The sequence below is a fragment of the Brevibacillus sp. M2.1A genome (assembly GCF_013284355.2).
Taxonomy (GTDB): Bacteria; Bacillota; Bacilli; order Brevibacillales; family Brevibacillaceae; genus Brevibacillus.
On sequence record NZ_JABSUY020000001.1, the window covers coordinates 1132501 to 1151700 of the forward strand.

Consider the following 19200-nt stretch of genomic DNA (forward strand, 5'->3'; position numbering starts at 1 on the left):
CTGTGAAGATGCAGGTTACCCGCGACAAGACGGAAAGACCCCATGGAGCTTTACTGTAGCCTGGTATTGGAACTTTGTGCATCATGTACAGGATAGGTGGGAAGCTGAGAAGCAGGGGCGCCAGCCTCTGTGGAGCTGTCGGTGGGATACCACCCTTGATGTACGGAGTTTCTAACTCGTCGCCCTTATCGGGCGAGAGGACCATGCCAGGTGGGCAGTTTGACTGGGGCGGTCGCCTCCTAAAAGGTAACGGAGGCGCCCAAAGGTTCCCTCAGAATGGTCGGAAATCATTCGTAGAGTGTAAAGGCAGAAGGGAGCTTGACTGCGAGACCTACAAGTCGAGCAGGGACGAAAGTCGGGCTTAGTGATCCGGTGGTTCCGCATGGAAGGGCCATCGCTCAACGGATAAAAGCTACCCTGGGGATAACAGGCTTATCTCCCCCAAGAGTCCACATCGACGGGGAGGTTTGGCACCTCGATGTCGGCTCATCGCATCCTGGGGCTGAAGTAGGTCCCAAGGGTTGGGCTGTTCGCCCATTAAAGCGGTACGCGAGCTGGGTTCAGAACGTCGTGAGACAGTTCGGTCCCTATCTGTCGCGGGCGTAGGAAGTTTGAGGAGAGCTGTCCTTAGTACGAGAGGACCGGGATGGACGCACCGCTGGTGCACCAGTTGTCACGCCAGTGGCACAGCTGGGTAGCTATGTGCGGACGGGATAAGCGCTGAAAGCATCTAAGCGTGAAGCCCCCTCCAAGATGAGACTTCCCACAGCGCAAGCTGGTAAGACCCCTCATAGACGATGAGGTTGATAGGTTCGGTGTGGAAGCGCGGTAACGCGTGGAGCTGACGAATACTAATCGGTCGAGGACTTATCCACACACTCTTAGCAATCATGCGTATTCAGTTTTGAAGGAATAAATCCTTCAACGTTCCTCGGTAGCTCAGTTGGTAGAGCAATCGGCTGTTAACCGATCGGTCGGCGGTTCGAGTCCGTCCCGAGGAGCCATATATACGGAGAGTTACCCAAGAGGCCGAAGGGGACGGTTTGCTAAACCGTTAGTATGCGCAAGCGTAGCGAGGGTTCGAATCCCTCACTCTCCGCCATATGTTTTAATCTCATAGCTTCATGGCGGTGTAGCTCAGCTGGTTAGAGCGTTCGGTTCATACCCGAAAGGTCGGGGGTTCGATTCCCTCCGCCGCTACCATATTAATTGCGGTCGTGGTGGAATTGGCAGACACACCATCTTGAGGGGGTGGCGGGGCGACCCGTGCGAGTTCGAGTCTCGCCGACCGCACCATACTTCATAATCCTGGCCCGTTGGTGAAGCGGTTTAACACAGCAGCCTTTCACGCTGTCATTCAGGGGTTCGAATCCCCTACGGGTCACCTAGCAAAATGCCCTGCGTTAGCAGGGATCCTGGAGGCTTAGCTCAGCTGGGAGAGCATCTGCCTTACAAGCAGAGGGTCGGCGGTTCGATCCCGTCAGCCTCCACCACTAATATCAAAGGGCAAGGAAGGTCAGCTAAAAGCGTCACGTCCTGTGGCAATACTGACACTCAGTAGTCCTGACTATCGCGGGATGGAGCAGCTCGGTAGCTCGTCGGGCTCATAACCCGAAGGTCGCAGGTTCAAATCCTGCTCCCGCAACCAAATATGGAGCTGTGGTGAAGTTGGAGTTCACGCCGGTCTGTCACACCGGAGGTCGCGGGTTCGAGTCCCGTCAGCTCCGCCATTTTTCTTAAAGAATGGCGAAGATCAATCACAAATGGCTCGGTAGCTCAGTCGGTAGAGCAGAGGACTGAAAATCCTCGTGTCGGCGGTTCGATTCCGTCCCGAGCCACCATTAATTAAATTCAACAACGCCGGTATAGCTCAATTGGTAGAGCACCTGACTTGTAATCAGGGGGTTGTGGGTTCAAGTCCTATTGCCGGCACCACCATTGGGGTATAGCCAAGCGGTAAGGCAACGGACTTTGACTCCGTCATTCCTAGGTTCAAATCCTAGTACCCCAGCCATTTGCGAGCCATTAGCTCAGTTGGTAGAGCATCTGACTTTTAATCAGAGGGTCGAAGGTTCGAGTCCTTCATGGCTCACCAGTTTTTTAGCTGAAGAAGCAAAGCTGCGTGATAGTAACAGTAATGCCTTTTCTGTTCTAAGTAAAATGCGGGTGTGGCGGAATGGCAGACGCACCAGATTTAGGTTCTGGCGGGCAACCGTGGGGGTTCAAGTCCCTTCACCCGCACCATACTATGACAGAAAGCTTTGCCCTCAGTACAAACCTCATAAGATGTAACATGCGGACGTAGCTCAATTGGTAGAGCGTCGCCTTGCCAAGGCGAAGGTCGAGGGTTCGAGACCCTTCGTCCGCTCCATTTATTTGTGCCCTTAGCTCAGCTGGATAGAGCGTTTGACTACGAATCAAAAGGTCGGGAGTTCGAATCTCTCAGGGCACGCCATATATCATATGAAACCGAAGAGTAGGAATAGATCCTACTCTTTTTTTTATAATTACTTGTGTATTTTTGCAAATTTTAAGCATTTTTCCCTTGTATCTCCTATTTGCATCCATTACTTTAGAATTACACTGAAAGCATGGAGGAACAGCTGTTACAAACCTGCGGAAGAATATCATGGAACAGGAGTTGTATCAACATGAACCCTATCAAATTGGAACAAGTAAATCCTGCAATAGTCAGTTTAATCGATAATATAGAAAAAGTACTGATTGGGAAACGCTCTGTAATTGAGCTCATGGTAGCGGCTGTTCTTGCGAATGGTCACGTTTTGCTCGAAGATGTACCAGGCGTTGGGAAGACCATGATGGTACGTGCATTGTCCAAATCAATCAGCGGTGACTTTAAACGTATTCAATTTACCCCAGATTTGTTGCCAACGGATGTGACAGGGGTTGCTATCTTTAATCAAAAAAGTCTGGAGTTTGAGTTCCGTCAAGGGCCGATTTTTGCAAATGTCATTCTTGCAGACGAAATCAACCGGACTTCACCGAAAACACAATCCGCACTCTTGGAAGCCATGGAAGAGCGCTCGGTGACAATCGATGGTGCTACGTATCGATTAGCAGAGCCGTTTTTTGTGATGGCTACGCAAAACCCATTAGAGTATGAAGGGACCTTCCCATTACCTGAAGCTCAATTAGACCGATTCTTCATGCAAGTAAGCTTGGGATATCCAACGGTAGAGGAAGAAATGCGGATGCTGTCCAGATTCTCGGCAGCGAATCCATTGGAAGAGCTTCAGCCGGTTATGACTACTGCCGAGCTTGCGGAGCTTCAACGTGAGGTATCGACGGTCAAAGTATCGGAAGGTATAAAAGAATACATCGTGCGTCTATGTCATCGTACGCGTGAGCATCATCATATTTATCTAGGCGTGAGCCCGCGCGGTTCTCTTGCTCTTTTCCGGGCTGTTCAGGCGTTGGCCTTCGTTCGTGGACGTGACTATGTCATTCCAGATGACGTAAAGGAACTCGTTCCAGTAGTGTTTGCACACCGTATGATTGTGAAACCAGAAGCAAGACTGGAAGGAGCAACCGTAGATCGGGTGTTGGCTATGATCTTGTCTGAGACCCGTGTCCCGGTAAGCTAAGGCGGTGATTGCAGATGAGACAGCAAAGGTGGGGTAAGCTCAAGGCGATTGCATTAGTCCTGGTCACTTTTGTATTCGCAAAATTTCAAGGTGGCTTCTCAAGCTGGTTTCTTTTCTATAGTAGTTTGGTGTTTCTCCTGTATGAAATTGTCGCTTATGTACTCATGTTCACGAAGCTAGAAGTCGAGCGTGAACTAGATCGCAACCGTCTACAAGATGGGGAAGATGTCATTGTAACGATACGCCTGCGTCGGAGAATTTGGTTTCCACTCGGCTGGAATATGGTTATGGAGCCATTGCCGGCGAGGCTGGCTGGCGTGTATGAGCCGCATCGACAACTGATATTCCCGTGGTTCAAAAGGGAAGTCGAGTTTCGCTATGTCATACCCAATGTACCACGGGGATACTATCGTCTCGATGAATGTGTAGTGAGCGGCGGGGATTTTTTTGGATTTTTTGAGCGCCGCAAGGTTTATTCGATTTCGCAGGAGTTTCTCGTTTATCCAAAATACAAAGAGTTGACCCATTGGGCCCTAGGTGACGGTAGCTTCAGTGGGACGGTGCATGTTTCCCATCGACACTCTGACGACGTAGCAGCAGTACGCGGCGTAAGAGACTATCATCGGGGCGATCGGTTGAGCCAAATTCATTGGCGAGCTTCCGCACGGGGGACGGGTTTGAAAACGAAGGAATTTGAGCATCAGGCGATGAATCAGGCTGTCTTTTTCCTCGATGTGGAGAAGGCGAGCTACCATGGGAAGCCTGTGCACTTGTTCGAAACAGCGGTAAAGCTAGCCGCGAGTCTGATCGCTTATGCCAATCGGAATCAATACCATTATGGCCTCGTGTACAAGCAAGCAGATCGCATATCGATACCACCAGGTTTGTCCCATGCCCATTTCCTCAGAGTTTTTGATCAGTTAGCTCGTGTCGCACCAGAAGGACAAGAGTTATTTGCAAGAATTGTGGGAAGAGAAGCATTGGAGCAGTCCCAAGGTGTTACTTTGATTATTATTACACCGCATGTAGAAAAAACGTTGATCAGTCGTTTGATCACACTCGCTCAAAAAGGCAGACGGGTGCAGTTGTTTCTCATGCAGAACGAGTCAATGATTTCGCATGAACAAAAGCAAGCGTTGCAGTTGCTTGGCGCAAACAAAGTAACATGTACGTCTATCCACATGGATGATCAAGAGTGGAAACGGATTGGAGGTGCATAGACTCATGAGCGTTTGGAAGCGTCCAACGATTTGGGAATGGGTCTTGGCCCTTTTTCTGTTCCTGATGTTAAGAGAGTGGCTGATTCCTCTACAGACATTAACGGATACGGGCGTTCTGTGGCCGTTTTATGCGATTGTGGGTGGAGTCATTATCATTGACTTGTTGGTCCCTTATCGGTGGTTAACCTTGCCGATCAAGGCTCTGGGGCTAATGGTGCTTTTGCATGCTACTTTATTTGACAAACCGTTTTTTGACTCGGAATGGATTGGCGAATTGTACGGGCAGATGATCCATGATCTTCCGTTAGCGTTTCAACAGGATTGGGCCAGCATGTCGATCTTGTCGCGGAATACGATGTTTGATCTCATCCTGGTGTTGTTAGCGACGATGTTAACGTACCTCGTGCTGGAACAACGGCAAGGTTTATGGTTTGTCTTTTTGACGGAACTGTATTTGGCTGTGCTGGATACGTTTCTCCCGTATGATGCCAGTGCAGGGGTTGTACGGACGCTGATTATTGGTTTTCTGATGCTCGCTATTAGCCATCTGATGAAGATGACGAACATCGCAACTCTGGCAGGGAAGAGAAGCCGAATGATGCTCAACTCGCTCCTGGCTTCGGTGTTGGTCATTATGGCTTGCATAGGCATCGGTTATGCTGCACCGAAGTCAGGACCGTCATGGCCTGATCCGATCGCCCTTTTAACAGGGAAAGGAAACGATACTCCTGTTGGCGTGATGAAAAAAGTAGGATACGACAACAACGATGAACGGTTGGGCGGCCCTTTCCTGCAAGATAACACACTCGTGTTTATTGCAAAGACGAACGAGCGTAGCTATTGGCGCGGTGACTCCAAGGACGTGTATACGGGAGTTGGCTGGGAAAAAGGCGATAGAGAGTATGAGTCAATCCTGGACCCGCAAACCTATACATGGGAGAATACCTTGTTCCAAGGACTTGAAACGAAGAAGGTTCAAGCTACTTTAGAATTTAAAGGCCCGCAGCAATTTCCGACTGTCTTTTATCAAGGTCAGCTGAAAAAGGTGAGCAACTACGCTCCACCAGAGGCAACCGTTGTTTATGACAAAATGAATCAGCAACTCGAAGTACGGGCAGGAAAGATCAACTTGGTTCAGCTGAGTGAGAAAAACGGCCGGCCAGAGTACGGCCCCAATCCGCTTTTGCTCAAACTGAATCAATACAAGGTCGAGGCAGAAGTACCGATAGTCAGTGAAAAGGCCGTGACGAATGCGGGAACGAACTATCCGGATGATATCAAAGAGCGCTATTTGCAGGTGCCAGCTTCGGTGCCTCCGCGAGTAAGAGAGCTCGCTGCAACGATTACCAAGGATGCGAAGACTCCATATGACAAAGTGAGAGCGATCGAGAATTACTTGCGCTCAAGTGGAAAATATAAGTATGAAACGAAAGACGTTCCAGTCGCTGCTGAAGGTCAGGATTTTGTCGATCACTTCCTGTTTGACAGCCTTCGAGGGTACTGTGACCATTTTTCCACTTCGATGGCCGTTATGCTTAGAACCCTGGACATCCCGACACGTTGGGTCAAGGGCTTCGCACCAGGTGAACGAGTGGGAACGGATGCGTTTAACTACGAGACTGTAGAAGTGCGCAACAGGGATGCTCACTCGTGGGTAGAGGTATACTTCCCGGGGATTGGTTGGGTTCCTTTTGAAGCGACGAGTACATTCATGTCACCTGTTCGGTTTAATTATGATCTGGTCACGTCAAAGCCGGAGATCCCTGTTCCATTGCCAAACATGGCGAATCAAACGGACATCGATCGTGGAAATGGACGTTTCAATGAGCTGGAAGAGGGAGACAACCTAGCAGGTAGTGGGATTAAAATTCCATGGCAAGTAAACGCGGGATTGGCAGTAGTTGCTGTCGTGGCAGGAATTGTCGCGTGGCGTCGCAGACAAGACATCCAGCTATGGTGGATGCGTAGGCAGCTAAATCAAGAGCGAAGCAGTGAGTTCCCGGATCGGTACCATCTGCTGATGCGGATGATGGAGCGAGTCTACACGCGCAGACAGCCAGGAGAAACGTTGCGGGAGTACGTGGGCAGGATGACCCTACCGGCAGACAAGCGACAAGACCTGCGCTATTTGACGGAGCTGTATGAACGTACCATGTATGGCTACAAACAAATGGAACAAAATGCGAGAACAATAGCAGAGCAAATACTCGAACGGTTAATCCGTCAATTGAAGCCTTGAACAATGCCGTTCCATCTGCTAGAATGACGATCAATGAGACTCGTATAATGATCAGGAATAGGGCCTGAAAGTTTCTACCGCTAGACCGTAAATTTGGCGACTACGAGGAGAGCACATCGGATTTTTGTACATGCAAACCGCACATGTGTACACAAGCTGGGACGTTGCCTCCGTATTGTTTATCGGAGATAGCAGTCCCGGCTTTTTTGCAAATATGCGACAACTTCGCATGGCATGCCGACACTTGCACGTCCTGTATGTGACAGGAGAAGGGGGATATGATGGACAAGTCAATGGAAATGGTCGTCGTACTCGATTTCGGAGGCCAGTATAATCAGTTGATCGCGCGCCGTGTCCGCGATCTGGGTGTTTACAGTGAACTGATACCGTTCAATACACCTGTTGAAAAGATTAAAGAGATGAATCCAAAAGGGATTATTTTCTCTGGCGGACCTGCTAGCGTATACGAAGAGGGAGCACCAACTGTAGACCCGGCGATTTTTGATCTAGGCTTGCCTGTATTGGGTATTTGCTACGGGATGCAGTTGATGAGCCATTTGACGGGCGGAAAAGTAGAACGTGCGGGTAAACGCGAGTACGGAAAAGCTGAATTGCGTATGCAGCAAAAACACAGCTTGTACGACAAATGGGATACAAGCGAAATCGTGTGGATGAGCCACTCTGACAAAGTAGTGGAGCTCCCAACCGGATTTGTCATTGATGCGGTAAGCGACAGCTGCCCGGTAGCTGCGATCAGCAACCTTGAGCGCCAGCTGTACGGCGTACAGTTCCATCCAGAAGTCGTTCATACCCAAAAAGGAACTGAGTTCATTGGAAACTTCCTGTTCAACATTTGTGGATGTGAAGCGACTTGGAGCATGACGACGTTCATCGAGGACGAGCTGGTTCGCATTCGTGAAACAGTCGGCAACAAGCAAGTACTGTGTGCGTTGAGCGGCGGTGTGGATTCTTCCGTAGTAGCAGCGCTGATTCACAGAGCGATTGGCGATCAATTGACATGCATGTTCGTTGACCACGGTCTTCTGCGCCAAGGGGAAGCAGAAGGGGTAATGGAGACATTCGCTGAGAAATTCTCCATGAAAGTGATCAAGATCGATGCTCGCGAGCGTTTCATGAGCAAGCTCAAAGGTGTATCGGACCCAGAGCAAAAACGCAAAATCATTGGTAACGAGTTTATTTATGTATTCGATGAAGAAGCAGCGAAGCTGACAGATATGGACTTCTTGGCACAAGGCACGCTGTACACCGATATCGTGGAGAGCGGGACAGCCACTGCCCAAACGATCAAATCGCACCATAACGTAGGCGGTTTGCCAGAAGACATGAAGTTCACGTTGATTGAACCATTGAAAACATTGTTCAAAGACGAAGTACGCAAACTGGGTACTGAGCTGGGCTTGCCAGATGAGATTGTTTGGCGTCAGCCATTCCCAGGACCAGGCCTCGGCATTCGCGTTTTGGGTGAAGTGACGGAAGAAAAACTGAAGATCGTTCGTGAATCCGATGCGATCTTGCGTGAGGAGATTGCCAAGGCAGGTCTCGAGCGGGAAATCTGGCAGTACTTCACGGCTTTGCCAAACATGACGACTGTAGGGGTAATGGGAGATGTTCGTACGTATTCTTACACAGTAGGGATTCGTGCGGTAACGTCCATCGATGGTATGACCGCTGACTGGGCGCGCATTCCGTGGGATGTTTTGGAGAAAATCTCTGTGCGTATTGTGAATGAAGTAGACAATGTAAACCGCATTGTGTATGATGTAACGTCCAAACCACCAGCAACCATTGAGTGGGAATAGGAGCAAAAATGACTCTCTTTTATTTGCGTGATTTGCGAATAAAAGGGAGTTTTTTTATGACCCAGAATTACCTCGTTCCATACATCATGAGAAGCTCTCCATTTTCTTTTGCAAGAGCAATATAAATGACCCCGCCTAGCCATCCCGGAGGAAGCGTTCCTTCGATTATCCACGCTTCTGCAATAGGGTTGTAGCTAATAGCGAAGGGAGTTTCCTCCAAAAACTGAGAATAGTGCTCCGCTAAATAGGAGAAGATTGCCGTTGCAACTGCATGTTCATCTGCAAGCTCACCAAAAGCAATTTCATCTCCAAACCGATTTTGTTGGAGAAGAGTGTCACGATCGGCGAAATAGAGTTCAAACCTCCCAAATAAATTCTCATCATACAAATCACGTTCTACAAAGCCATATTCGATGACCTTTTCCCTTGGATGAACGTTGTGCTTGCTCTTTTTCTTATCGTTGACCCGTACGGTGATTTGATTGACTCGAAGCCGGTCACGTTCTTGTTCCTGCTTCGCTATTATTTGTTCCCAAGCATCCATAAAGTTCATTTTGGATCACCTCCATCTGGTTATGAATTATAACACAGGCCTTTTTAGAAAATATCCGGATATTAAACTCTTTATAAAAATGAACGTTCGTATTTTCGTTGACATTCCCTGTGTCACCTGATACACTTCTCAATGTGAGTAGGTAATATAGGAAGGTTCGTATATTCTTGAGAATATGGCTCAAGAGTTTCTACTTGGTCGCCGTTAACGACCTGGCTACGAACAAAATGTCATCGGGATCTGATTTTGTTATTATATTTGGAATTATTCCCGGAGTGTTTTGTTTGACGGTCAGGCGCATGATAAGAGCGTCCGGGCCTTTTTTTTTTGAAAAACGTCTCGACGTTTTTCGTTTACGGTCGGCAAAAAACAGATAGACTGTTTTTTGCAACAAGATTAGTATGGGGGGACTTATAGGTGCGGAAGTATTTCGAGTTTGACAAGCTAGGCACCAATTACCGTCGCGAAATCATCGCAGGTATCACTACTTTTTTGGCAATGGCCTATATCTTGGCTGTCAATCCATTCATTCTCAGTGGTGCGGATTTGCCGCCTGATTTGAAAGCAAACTACCCTGAATTTGGGGCAGTCTTTACCGCAACGGCGTTGGCTGCTGCTCTCGGTACACTGTTAATGGGCATTCTCGGACGTTTGCCGATCGGTCAAGCTCCGGGAATGGGTTTGAACGCATTTTTCACTTATACCGTCGTTCTGACGATGCAAATTCCTTGGCAACAGGCTTTGGCTGGCGTATTCCTTTCTTGTACGATCTTTTTGATTCTGACCCTGACAGGGGTTCGTGAAGCGATCATCAAAGCGATTCCACAAAGCTTGAAGTACGCAGTTTCAGCAGGGATTGGTCTTTTTATCGCGTTTATCGGTTTGAAAAACGCGGGTATTATCGTAGCAAATGATGCCACCTTCGTAGCACTGGGACATCTGACCTTCTATCACGAGGGCATGAAGCCGGAAGCAATTTTGGCAGCGAAAAATGCATTGCTTGCTGTGTTTGGTCTGATCGTGACGGTCATCCTGCTTTCTCGCAAAGTCAATGCAGGTATCTTTATCGGAATGTTGATTACAGCGATTACCGGGATGTTTTTCGGACTGGTGAATCTGCCTGAGCAAGTCGTTTCCGCACCACCGAGCCTTGCTCCTACATTTGGTGCTGCGTTCCAATATCTCGGTGATCCATCCGCATTGTTCACTGTGAATATGCTGATTGTTGTTTTGACTTTCTTGTTTGTGGACTTTTTCGATGCGACGGGTACACTCTTGGGTGTAGCAAACCAAGCTGGATTGCTCCGCGAAGACGGCAACTTGCCGCGGCCAGGAAAAGCACTCGCTTCCGATGCAATTGCAGGTATGGCAGGTGCGGTTTTCGGTACATCTACCACTACAGCTTATGTTGAGTCGACAGCAGGGGTAGCGGCAGGCGGACGCTCTGGATTTACCGCAGTTGTCACAGGGATTATGTTCCTGCTGGCGTTGTTCTTCTCGCCAATTCTTGCGATTGTCACACCTGCGGTTACGGCACCAGCGCTCATTATCGTCGGTGTTCTGATGGCTTCTCACATTGCAAAAGTGGCTTGGGATGACCTGGATGAAGCATTCCCTGCATTCCTGACCATTTTATTGATGCCATTGACTTACAGTATCGCAACAGGTATTGCGACGGGCTTCATCGTTTATCCGGTGATGAAGGTAATGAAAGGCAAGGCTCGCGAAGTACATCCGGCGATGTATGTGCTGTTCTTCGTCTTCCTGGCGTATTTCATCTGGTTGCGCGAATAGGATTTTTTGGAAACCAAGCTCTTCGTCTACTGGACGGGGAGCTTTTTTTACGCTATGATAGGAAAAATCTTTTTTCACGGAAGGATGGACCGATTCCCATGAAAGGTCTTAACATGTTCCTTCAACAGCATCACCACACGTAGAGCGTTTGTATCTTCGGAAATTTTTCCGCAGGTGCAAGCGCTTCTTGTGCTTCGTGCCTGCGGTGGTGTATTTAGGAAGCCATGCGGGCAGGAAGTTGCCTTGCATGGCTTTTTTGATTTTCTCTATCTGATAAAAGAAAGGATGTTCCTCATGGAAAACGAAGCATTAAAAACGGTAAAAGGGACAAAAGATTTCATGCCGCAGGAGCAAATGCAACGAAACTGGATACGAAGGACGCTTGAGGCTGTATTCGAGGCATACGGCTGCAAACCATTGGAAACGCCTATGCTGCAGCACTATGAATTGCTGGCATCCAAGTACGGCGGCGGGGATGAGATCTTGAAGGAAGTGTATCGCTTGAGCGACCAAGGAGATAGAGAGCTCGGTCTGCGCTATGACTTAACCGTCCCGTTGACGAAGGTAGTGGGGATGAATCCTGAGATGCGAATGCCGTTCAAGCGGTATGAGATCGGAAAAGTATTTCGGGACGGTCCAGTAAAAACCGGACGTTTGCGCGAATTTATTCAATGCGATGTCGATATCGTGGGAACAACATCGGTGCTGGCTGAAGCAGAATTGCTCAGTATGGCGTTTGAGGCATTCAAGCGGTTGGGGCTCGACGTGTACATTGAGGTCAACAACCGCAAGTTGTTATCTGGGGTGCTTCAGGAGCTGGGAGTTCCCGTAGAGCGGGCCGGGGATGTCATGCTGTCGCTGGATAAGCTCGAGAAAATCGGCGTGGACGGAGTGCGTGATGACTTGCGGGAAAGAAACGTCGAGGAGTCACTCGTTTTGGCGATTACCTCTTTCCTGCAAGAAGGGGTGATTACTCTGGATCTGTTGACAGAGCGCTTTACATCCCCGCTAGTTCAGGAAGGGATTCGGGAGCTCCGTGAAATGCTTGCCTATGTAACAGGAGCGGGTGTGGACGGGGAGCTTCGTTTCTCGCCATTTCTGGCAAGAGGCTTGGGGATCTACACAGGAATTGTGTATGAGATCTTTTTGCAGGATGGAAGTATAACGTCTAGTATCGGCAGTGGGGGACGTTACGATCAGATCATCGGTCGGCTTTTGGATGATGGAAGAGAGTATCCCGCTGTAGGGATTTCGTTTGGATTGGATGTCATTCTTGCAGCGCTGGCAAATCGCAACACGGAAGAACAAAAAGCTGCCGATGTGCTCGTCATTCCCCTCGGGACAGAAGCATCCAGTCTTGGTCTGGCCAATCGATTGCGCGATAGCGATATTAGAGTCGAGCTGGAGCTGACAGGTAGACGGCTGAAAAAAGCACTTGATTATGCAAACAAGGAAGGCTTTGCTTTTGCACTGATCTACGGGGAAAACGAAGTGAACAGCGGGCAGGTCGTCGTCCGAGATATGCGAGAGGGAACGGAACAGCCGGTTCCTTTGGAGTTGGTTGAAAAGTGGCTGTCCGACAAGCTGTCAGGGTAAAGAGGAAAGATAGTCTTTCTCTTCCATTTTTTGTACAGTAGAGAAAAGGGGGAGATGGCGTGAAGAAATGGGTCTCAATGGTTGGTGGTAGCTTATTGTTTTTGACGTGGATGTTGCCTGTAAATGCTGAGGAGGGTACTGCGCTTACGCGTAAACCGCTCTATCAGGCTGATGTGCGAATTGATCCAATCAAGAAAGAAGTGGCAGGAACCGTAACGATTACCTTTTGGCCAAAAGACCCTTCTCGTGCCTATCTCCATCTTTACCCGAATGTATTTACAGAAGAGCATCAAGGCATGCTATGGGAGGAACTTTTAGGCAATGGCCCAACGCTTGGAACATACACTAATAAAAAGCTAATGGTCGATGGTGTCGCGGTTGTCGGCAAAAAGACGAAAGACCTGAACATACTCGAAGTACCGCTAGAAGGACAGGCGGGGCTACGAAAGATTGTGATGGAGTTCGAGATGACTCTTCCGCGAAACGACGGCAGGATGTCGTACGATGACCAATCAATCTGGCTGGGGAACTGGCTCCCGGTTCTTGCGGTGTACGACAAGGAAGGATGGCATCTCGATTCGTACGAGCCTGTCGGTGATCCATTCTACAGTGAGAACGCAGATTATGAGGTAAACGTGACGCTGCCAAAAGACTATCAACTGGCGAGCACAGCGCCAGACAAGGCTGCGAAACAGGTTTCTACTGGTGAGGGAGAAAAGACGATACAGCTCGGTGCAGAAAACGTGAGGGAGTTTGCCCTCGTTGTTATGGATGCCTCTTATCAGCGAACGGAAACGAAAGTGGGCGAAACAATCGTTCGAACATGGTGGCGGAAAACAGATGATCCGGCATCTGCTGAACAGATTCATGAAGCAGCAGCGAAGTCTCTCGCCTATTTTCATCATCAATTGGGTGCCTATCCATATACCGAATTCGATGTGGTAAGGACTGGTGGCGCGATTAACGGGATGGAGTATCCGGCATTGGTTTTTCTGGACGGGCGTCATTTCCTTTCTGGTGAAGAAACAGGTATCGTCACGGTTGTCCATGAGACGGCACACCAGTGGTTTTACGGCTTGCTCGGAAATAATCAGGTAAAGGAAGCATGGCTGGATGAGGGATTCACGGAGTACGTTACGCTCTCGTATTTATCTCAGCAAGACCCGCTGGTGGGAGCGGAACGGGTGCGCAGACGGCTGGAGCAGGGTACCTCTGTTCAGTATTACGTGGCAGAGGAACTGCGCTCTTGGCAAGCGCTGTCTGCATTTCCTGATAATCAGAGTTATAGCGATCTCGTTTATTCCCGTCCGTCCTCGATGCTGTGGCTGTTGCAGGGAGCCTGGGGAGAAGAAAGGGTACATGACGTGTTGAAGCAGTACGTCGAGAAGTACCGTTATCAGGTGGTGACCGGAAAGGAATGGGAAGCATTTTTATCTGAGATGGCGGGAGAAGATGCGGGCGCTTTCTTGGATTATTGGTTGAAAGTAGACATGTCCCAGCAGGAACAGGCAGCAGCTTGGCTGGAGCGCCAACGTCTCAAGCACCAGAAGAAGTAATCGAAGGCAGGGGATCACGATGTGGCGGAAGCATTGGGTGGTCATCGTGGCAGTAGGAGTCGTTTTGACTGTATTCTTGACCGTCCGGCCTTGGACAGGGAAGGCTGGCTTAGATGCTCACGAGATTGTGCCGATTGTTCACAGTCAGGCTGCAATCACTTACAAGGCCGATGTTCAGATCGATATGAACAACCACGTGGTGAAAGGCATGCTGACGGCTCGTTTTGTCCCAACAGATGACCAAGCTTTTTTTCATTTATACCCCAATGCTTTTTCAGCGAATGCCGCTCTCAGTGGAGAGAACTGGGAGTTTTTGCTGGGCAAACAGCGTGAGCCTGGTGGTATCAAGATAAGCGCTGTACGGGTAAACGGAAAAAGTGTTGGCGTACAGTATGCGGGAAAGGCGAATACGCTTTTACAAGTGCCTCTCCCTGGAAGAACATCGTCTGTCGAGACGGTGGTAGAGATGAATTTTCAGCTCGAGGTTCCTTATAACAACGGGCGAATGTCTTACCATGATCATGCGATGTGGCTGGGGAACTGGCTGCCGATTCTGGCGGTCAAGGATGCAGGAGGCTGGCGGCTTGATCCTTATTCCGCGATTGGCGATCCTTTTTACTCGGATGTGGCAAATTATCATTTGCGTGTGCAGTTATCAGAGGGGTACCAGCTTGCTACGAGCGGATTGGAGAGCGTGGCTGTCATCACCGAGACGAGACCGCAACGGCAAAAGATCTATGAGGTGGACGCATGGAACGTTCGGGATTTTGCTCTTGTCGTCATGGACGATACGTACCAACCCATATCTGGCAAGGTCGGAGAAACCATCGTACGTACATGGGTGCAGAAAAGCGATGACCCGCAAAACGTAAAACGAATACATGAGACTGCCAGAGAGTCCCTCGACTATTACGGAAAACAGTTCGGGGTGTATCCATATAAGGAATACGATGTTGTCAAGACAGGCGGCTTCTTTGGCGGAATGGAATACCCGAGTCTTGTCTTTATTGCCCAGGAGTATTTTGACCGTAGCGATGCCATGGGGGAAGCGGTCGTAGCGCATGAAACGGCACATCAATGGTTTTACGGGTTGGTTGGAAACGACGAGGTGCGAGAGGCTTGGCTGGATGAGGGACTGACGGATTATGCGACGATGGCATTTTTGCAGCAAAAGTCCTCTGTACGCTCACAGGCGTATATTCAGATGCGGCAAGGCCAAGCACGTGCAGCGGAAGGATATGCGAACCAAGGAGTCACTGCAAAGTCGTCCGTGGATGCTTTTCCAGACTGGAGGAGCTACAATGACCTCGTCTACGGACGAGCGGGTGCCATGTGGTGGAACTTGAAGGAAAAATGGGGAGTCGAACGACTGCATCAGATGTTGCGTCAATATGTACGGGATCATCAATACAAGCAGGCGAATGGGGAGCAAATCACAGCGTTATTGACTGCAGCTGCCGGGGCGGATGCCAGTCCCTATTTGGATTATTGGCTTCAGGTCCAGCTAGAGAAAGCCGAAGCGGCAAACGATTGGGTAGAAAAAGGCAAACACGAATAATTTTTGACCCATCATTTTTAAATGTTCGGAAACGAGGTTGACAGGCAAACTTTCTCCCTGCTACACTGAATACGTTGAGTGAAAACGAGTTCGAATAGCCCAGGCGATGAGAGCGGTGCGAAAAGCCGTTAGTCGGTTGGGTTTTCTTCTGATGTTACAAAACGTAGGGGGCGAATGGTTCATGCTACAGCCTTTGGTAGGAGTCATTATGGGCAGTACGTCAGACTGGGAAACAATGAAGGAAGCTTGCGCAATTTTAGACGAATTGCAGGTACCGTATGAAAAGAAGGTCGTGTCTGCACACAGAACGCCAGACTTGATGTTTACGTATGCCGAGACTGCTAAAAGTCGCGGCTTGGAAGTCATTATTGCGGGTGCGGGCGGGGCAGCTCATTTGCCAGGAATGGTAGCTGCCAAGACAGAGTTGCCTGTCATTGGCGTACCGGTAAAATCATCCAACTTGAATGGTCTTGACTCGCTTTTGTCGATTGTGCAAATGCCAGGGGGCGTGCCTGTGGCGACAGTTGCGATCGGAAAAGCTGGAGCCATCAATGCAGGGTTATTGGCTGCGCAAATTTTGGGGATCAAATATCCAGACGTACAAGAGCGGTTCGTGCAAAGACGTGATGATGTACGCAATAAGGTGCTGGAGGCTAGTGAACTCGAATGACAACCAAAGACCGTAAGCAAATCAAACCAGGATCGACCTTAGGAATACTCGGCGGAGGACAGCTTGGACGGATGATTGCTCTTGCGGGACGAGCTATGGGCTACCGCTTTGTCACAATGGACCCGACAGCAGACGCACCATGCGGCCAAACAGCTGATCGGCAAATTGTCGCCAGCTACGATGACGTAGAAGCAGCGATGCAGCTTGCCTCGGTCAGTGATGTCATCTCTTATGAATTTGAAAATGTCGATGCGCAGGTGGCTGAAGTGTTGGAGAGCCGCGCTTATGTACCGCAGGGAAGCCGACTTTTGCGTATCACCCAAAACCGAATTCGGGAAAAGACCGCTATTCGCGAGATCGGAATCCCGGTTGCTCCGTTTTGTGTCGTGAATAGCTTGGGAGATTTGCAGAACGCCGTGCGTGAATTGGGGCTGCCTGCTGTCATGAAGACAGCAACTGGTGGCTATGACGGAAAAGGACAATGGGTATTGAGAAGTGAGGCAGAGCTGGCGGAGGCGTATGAAACGTTGTCCAGAGCAGGTACAGAGCTGATCGTGGAACAATTTGTACCATTCCAAATGGAGCTGTCTGTGATTGCTGCACGCAATCCTGCGGGAGAACTGGCTGTTTTTCCTGTGTCAGAAAATATTCATCAGGAAAACATCCTGCACCTGAGCATTGTTCCAGCTCGTATTTCGGCTGAAGTAGCCGCTCGCGCGGAAGAAATTGCTCGCACGATTGTAGAAAAGCTGGATGTGGTCGGGCTCATTGCAGTTGAGCTTTTTTTGACTGAAGATGGTCAGCTGTATGTCAATGAATTGGCGCCGCGACCGCACAACTCCGGGCATTTTACCATGGATGCTTGTGTGACCTCGCAGTTTGAGCAGCATGTTCGGGCGGTTTGCAATTTGCCTTTGGGATCTACAGAGTTGCTCTCGAGCGTCGTGATGGTTAATATTTTGGGAGAGCATCTACAGCCTGTCATCGATCAGATCGACAAGCTACCGCGCACAGCCAAGCTCCATTTGTACGGAAAAGCAGAGAGTAAGGCCAAGCGAAAAATGGGGCATATCAACGTGCTCGCCCCTACTGTAGAAGAAGCGCTCACCCTGATTGATGAGCTGAAAATCTGGACGAATACATCGGAGGTATTATCATGATCGAACGTTATTCCCGACCGGAAATGCGCGCCATTTGGACGGAAGAAAACAAATTCAAAGCGTGGCTGGAAGTAGAAATTCTCGCGTGTGAAGCATGGTCCAAGCTGGGCGTCATTCCTGAGGAAGACGTGAAAAAGCTGTGGGATAAAGCTACTTTTGACATTAACAGAATCTATGAGATCGAAGAGGAGACACGCCATGATGTGGTGGCGTTTACCCGTGCGGTATCGGAAACCTTGGGCGAAGAAAAGAAGTGGGTGCATTACGGACTGACTTCTACCGATGTGGTGGATACTGCGCTGTCATACCTGCTGCGTCAGGCTAATGAGATTTTGGAGAAGGATATCGAAGACTTCATCGAGATTTTGGCAGACAAAGCTCGAGAGCACAAGGATACGGTTTGCATGGGCAGAACGCATGGTGTGCATGCGGAGCCTACGACTTTTGGCTTGAAGCTGGCCCTGTGGCATGAAGAAATGAAGCGCAACCTGGCGCGTTTTCAGGCTGCGAAAAAAGAAGTGGCGTACGGCAAAATCTCTGGCGCAGTTGGAACATACGCAAACATCGATCCGTTCGTGGAAGCGTATGTATGCGAGAAGCTGGGGCTGTCTGCAGCACCTATCTCTACCCAAACCTTGCAGCGTGATCGCCACGCCGAGTACATGGCGACATTGGCACTAATCGCAACTTCTTTGGAGAAATTCGCAACAGAAATTCGCGGTCTGCAAAAGAGCGAAATGCGCGAGGTGGAAGAAGCATTTGCCAAAGGTCAAAAAGGTTCTTCGGCAATGCCACACAAGCGCAACCCAATCGGAAGCGAAAATATTTGCGGACTGGCTCGTGTCATCCGTGGTCACATGCTCACTTCCTATGAAAATGTTTCCCTCTGGCATGAGCGGGATATTTCCCACTCCTCTGCGGAGCGCGTGATTTTGCCAGATGCGACGCAAGCATTGAACTACATGCTGCGCCGTTTCATGAACATCGTGAAAAACTTGACGGTGTTCCCAGAGAACATGAAGCGCAATATGGACCGTACCTTTGGATTGATCTACTCGCAGCAAGTGATGCTCAAGCTGATTGAAAAAGGCATGAGCCGCGAGCAAGCCTATGACACGGTACAGCCTCGTGCGATGCAGGCGTGGGAAGAGCAACGCTCCTTCCGTGCGATTGTCGATGAGGATGCGACTGTCAGCTCTACACTATCCAAGGAAGAGCTGGATGAGTGCTTTGACTACCGTTACCACTTGAAGCATGTAGATACGATTTTCCAACGTCTTGGATTGATTTAAATGCAAGTGCCCTCGAATTTTTCGGGGGCTTTTTTTTATTAAGAAACCGTAGTGGGGGAGAAGCGCATTTCCAGTCTACGCTTCGGCCTACGCCCTGCTGGGGGATTGACTGTCCGCTTCGGAATAAATGGCGGGAG

At 49.4% G+C, this 19200-nt stretch carries 12 protein-coding genes, 15 tRNA genes, 1 rRNA gene and 2 riboswitches (1 of these 30 only partly in view); of the genes, 27 read left to right on the forward strand and 1 reads right to left on the reverse strand.

Features of this window, described 5'->3' with window-relative positions; all coding sequences use genetic code 11:
• The 20 genes from HP567_RS05610 to guaA all read left to right on the forward strand — a co-directional run.
• Positions 1-875, forward strand: a 23S ribosomal RNA gene (locus HP567_RS05610) (it extends 2054 nt beyond the left edge of the window).
• 53 nt (positions 876-928) lie between these two features.
• Positions 929-1004 (forward strand) — tRNA-Asn (locus HP567_RS05615).
• 7 nt (positions 1005-1011) lie between these two features.
• Positions 1012-1102: transfer RNA gene (locus HP567_RS05620), tRNA-Ser, on the forward strand.
• Positions 1103-1126: 24 nt separating this feature from the next.
• Positions 1127-1203, forward strand: a tRNA-Met gene (locus tag HP567_RS05625).
• Positions 1204-1211: 8 nt separating this feature from the next.
• Positions 1212-1296 (forward strand) — tRNA-Leu (locus HP567_RS05630).
• Between the two features lie 14 nt (positions 1297-1310).
• Positions 1311-1384 (forward strand) — tRNA-Glu (locus HP567_RS05635).
• Positions 1385-1417: 33 nt separating this feature from the next.
• A tRNA-Val gene (locus HP567_RS05640) sits at positions 1418-1493 on the forward strand.
• A 78-nt stretch (positions 1494-1571) separates the two neighbouring features.
• A tRNA-Met gene (locus tag HP567_RS05645) sits at positions 1572-1648 on the forward strand.
• A 5-nt stretch (positions 1649-1653) separates the two neighbouring features.
• A tRNA-Asp gene (locus HP567_RS05650) sits at positions 1654-1730 on the forward strand.
• 35 nt (positions 1731-1765) lie between these two features.
• Positions 1766-1841 (forward strand) — tRNA-Phe (locus HP567_RS05655).
• Positions 1842-1859: 18 nt separating this feature from the next.
• Positions 1860-1935 (forward strand) — tRNA-Thr (locus tag HP567_RS05660).
• Between the two features lie 4 nt (positions 1936-1939).
• Positions 1940-2014 (forward strand) — tRNA-Gln (locus tag HP567_RS05665).
• A gap of 5 nt (positions 2015-2019) precedes the next feature.
• A tRNA-Lys gene (locus HP567_RS05670) sits at positions 2020-2095 on the forward strand.
• A 67-nt stretch (positions 2096-2162) separates the two neighbouring features.
• A tRNA-Leu gene (locus HP567_RS05675) sits at positions 2163-2244 on the forward strand.
• Positions 2245-2295: 51 nt separating this feature from the next.
• Positions 2296-2371: transfer RNA gene (locus tag HP567_RS05680), tRNA-Gly, on the forward strand.
• A gap of 7 nt (positions 2372-2378) precedes the next feature.
• Positions 2379-2455 (forward strand) — tRNA-Arg (locus HP567_RS05685).
• 196 nt (positions 2456-2651) lie between these two features.
• Positions 2652-3605: an AAA family ATPase gene (locus tag HP567_RS05690; protein ID WP_173610746.1), complete on the forward strand. Its 954-nt coding sequence runs from the start codon at positions 2652-2654 to the stop codon at positions 3603-3605.
• A 14-nt stretch (positions 3606-3619) separates the two neighbouring features.
• The gene (locus HP567_RS05695; protein WP_173610745.1) at positions 3620-4825 is read left to right on the forward strand and encodes a DUF58 domain-containing protein; all 1206 of its coding nucleotides are present in this window, start codon (positions 3620-3622) and stop codon (positions 4823-4825) included.
• A 4-nt stretch (positions 4826-4829) separates the two neighbouring features.
• Entirely contained in the window at positions 4830-7064 is a 2235-nt protein-coding gene (locus HP567_RS05700; protein ID WP_173610744.1) for a transglutaminase TgpA family protein, read from the forward strand.
• A 20-nt stretch (positions 7065-7084) separates the two neighbouring features.
• Positions 7085-7187: riboswitch (purine riboswitch) on the forward strand.
• A 158-nt stretch (positions 7188-7345) separates the two neighbouring features.
• Positions 7346-8884 carry a glutamine-hydrolyzing GMP synthase gene (guaA, locus tag HP567_RS05705; RefSeq protein ID WP_173610759.1) on the forward strand — a complete coding sequence of 513 codons (1539 nt, stop codon included), beginning with the start codon at positions 7346-7348 and terminating at the stop codon, positions 8882-8884.
• Positions 8885-8951: 67 nt separating this feature from the next.
• On the opposite strand, the gene HP567_RS05710 is transcribed toward guaA, so the two are convergent.
• Complete coding sequence (locus tag HP567_RS05710) at positions 8952-9437, reverse strand: NTF2 fold immunity protein (RefSeq protein WP_173610743.1); 486 nt, start codon at positions 9435-9437, stop codon at positions 8952-8954.
• A 137-nt stretch (positions 9438-9574) separates the two neighbouring features.
• Positions 9575-9676, forward strand: a riboswitch (purine riboswitch).
• A gap of 178 nt (positions 9677-9854) precedes the next feature.
• Between HP567_RS05710 and HP567_RS05715 the strand changes: the two genes are divergently transcribed.
• The 7 genes from HP567_RS05715 (at position 9855) to purB (ending at position 19063) form a co-directional block, all read left to right on the forward strand.
• A complete protein-coding gene (locus HP567_RS05715) occupies positions 9855-11231 on the forward strand; it encodes an NCS2 family permease (RefSeq protein ID WP_173610742.1) in 1377 nt (458 codons plus the stop codon).
• 294 nt (positions 11232-11525) lie between these two features.
• Positions 11526-12827, forward strand: coding sequence for a histidine--tRNA ligase (locus HP567_RS05720; RefSeq protein ID WP_173610741.1), 1302 nt, complete (start codon positions 11526-11528; stop codon positions 12825-12827).
• A gap of 59 nt (positions 12828-12886) precedes the next feature.
• The gene (locus HP567_RS05725) at positions 12887-14383 is read left to right on the forward strand and encodes a M1 family metallopeptidase (RefSeq protein WP_173610740.1); all 1497 of its coding nucleotides are present in this window, start codon (positions 12887-12889) and stop codon (positions 14381-14383) included.
• A gap of 19 nt (positions 14384-14402) precedes the next feature.
• Positions 14403-15941, forward strand: a complete 1539-nt coding sequence (locus tag HP567_RS05730) for a M1 family metallopeptidase (protein ID WP_173610739.1) — start codon at positions 14403-14405, stop codon at positions 15939-15941.
• A 181-nt stretch (positions 15942-16122) separates the two neighbouring features.
• Positions 16123-16611, forward strand: coding sequence for a 5-(carboxyamino)imidazole ribonucleotide mutase (gene purE / locus HP567_RS05735; protein ID WP_012684280.1), 489 nt, complete (start codon positions 16123-16125; stop codon positions 16609-16611).
• Positions 16608-17771: a 5-(carboxyamino)imidazole ribonucleotide synthase gene (gene purK / locus HP567_RS05740; RefSeq protein ID WP_173610738.1), complete on the forward strand. Its 1164-nt coding sequence runs from the start codon at positions 16608-16610 to the stop codon at positions 17769-17771. Before purE ends, purK begins: the two co-directional genes overlap by 4 nt.
• Entirely contained in the window at positions 17768-19063 is a 1296-nt protein-coding gene (gene purB / locus HP567_RS05745; RefSeq protein ID WP_173610737.1) for an adenylosuccinate lyase, read from the forward strand. The genes purK and purB overlap by 4 nt, the downstream gene beginning before the upstream one ends.
• Positions 19064-19200: the final 137 nt, after the last annotated feature.